The organism is Brucella sp. IR068 (assembly GCF_049065885.1).
Classification (GTDB): Bacteria; Pseudomonadota; Alphaproteobacteria; order Rhizobiales; family Rhizobiaceae; genus Brucella; species Brucella intermedia.
On sequence record NZ_JBAKHE010000044.1, the window covers coordinates 1 to 1,451 of the forward strand.

Here is a 1,451-nt window from a genome sequence, read left to right on the forward strand (position 1 = left end):
GACTACAAGGACATCAAGCTTCTGCAGCGTTACATTTCCGAACGCGGCAAGATCGTTCCTTCCCGTATTACGGCCGTCAGCCAGAAGAAGCAGCGTGAACTCGCCAAGGCGATCAAGCGCGCCCGTTTCCTCGGCCTGCTGCCTTACGTTGTGAAGTAAGAACACGAATTCGGGAGGTGGTTCGCCTCCTCCCGTTTCCTCCGTTGCGATGGGCGTAGCGGATGTACCAAAAACCCGAGTTGGGGCAGAGTCCTCTAACTGCACGAACCGGCCAGACCGGAGCAGGACAGCGAAACTGATGAAATTCAATGGAACCATTATCGGTATCGGCATATTGGCGGGGCTTGCCTCGGCCTTGATGTCGTCCGGCGTCATCATGCAAGGTGGCGCGATGGCCGCCGCCATGGCCATGGTTCTCTATTTCCTGACACCGCTTCCCATCTTCGTCGTTGCCCTTGGCTGGGGGTCGAGCGCCGGTATCGTTGCCGCCGCCACCGCCACGGTTGCCGTCGGCGTAGTCGCTGTTCCGATCGCAGCACTCCTGATGGCGTTGACGAGCTTCGTACCTGCGGCGACGGGAGCGTATCTTTCCGGCCTCGCACGGCCAGCGGAAGAACTCGGCGGACCGAAGGATATTCTGGTCTGGTATCCGCTGTCGGACATCATCTTCCGCCTTGCCCTGATGGTGGCGCTCAGCTTCATCGTCATCGGCGCCATTCTTGGGTTCGGCCCGGACATGGCGCGCGAACTCGCTAGCACCCTTATCGACCAACTTGCGGAAGCCGATCCCCAGTTCACGGCCAGCGAAGACATTCGGGACAATGTGACCGCGCTCCTGATGGTCGTCTTGCCTGCAATCCAGCCGGCAACCTGCCTCGCTATTCTCGTTGGCAATCTTTATCTGGCGCAGCGCCTGATCTCGATGTCGGGTCGCCTGCGCCGTCCGCGTGACGACTGGCCCGCGACGCTGCGCATGCCGCGCCCGGCTTTGCTTGTCTTCGCGGTCGCTCTTGCGGTCGCATTTCTTCCCGGCGGCGCCGGATTGATTGCGACCGTCATCGCCGGCGCTCTCAGCGCAGGCTTCATGATGTCAGGTCTTGCCATCATGCATTTTCGCACACGCGGCAAGGTCTGGCGCCCGGTGGCGCTGTGGCTTGCCTACTTTGCGATCATACTTTTCGCATTCCTGCTTTTCATCTTCATGGTTCTCGGACTTTTCGACACTTCGCGCGGCGCGCCGGTTTCGAAAATGCCTGGCGCCGACAGTCAGTAAACCCGATCAGAAACTCGAAAGGAAACTCCAATGGAAGTCATTCTTCTGGAACGCATTGGCCGCCTCGGCCAGATGGGCGAAACCGTCAAGGTCAAGGACGGCTATGCCCGTAACTTCCTGCTCCCGCAGGGCAAGGCTCTTCGTGCCAACGAAGCCAACAAGAAGAAGTTCGAAGGCC

Annotated in this window: 2 protein-coding genes and 1 pseudogene; all 3 read left to right on the forward strand. The window is 59.8% G+C overall.

The genetic code is table 11. The features are described 5' to 3' along the window. Nucleotides 1-159: 30S ribosomal protein S18 (rpsR, locus tag ACOWVS_RS23365; RefSeq protein WP_420973184.1), on the forward strand; the 159-nt coding region annotated here is incomplete at its 5' end. A 139-nt stretch (nucleotides 160-298) separates the two neighbouring features. Continuing rightward, a complete protein-coding gene (locus ACOWVS_RS23370) occupies nucleotides 299-1,273 on the forward strand; it encodes a DUF2232 domain-containing protein (protein ID WP_025091918.1) in 975 nt (324 codons plus the stop codon). A gap of 30 nt (nucleotides 1,274-1,303) precedes the next feature. Next, nucleotides 1,304-1,451, forward strand: a pseudogene (locus ACOWVS_RS23375) (50S ribosomal protein L9); the annotation flags it as partial.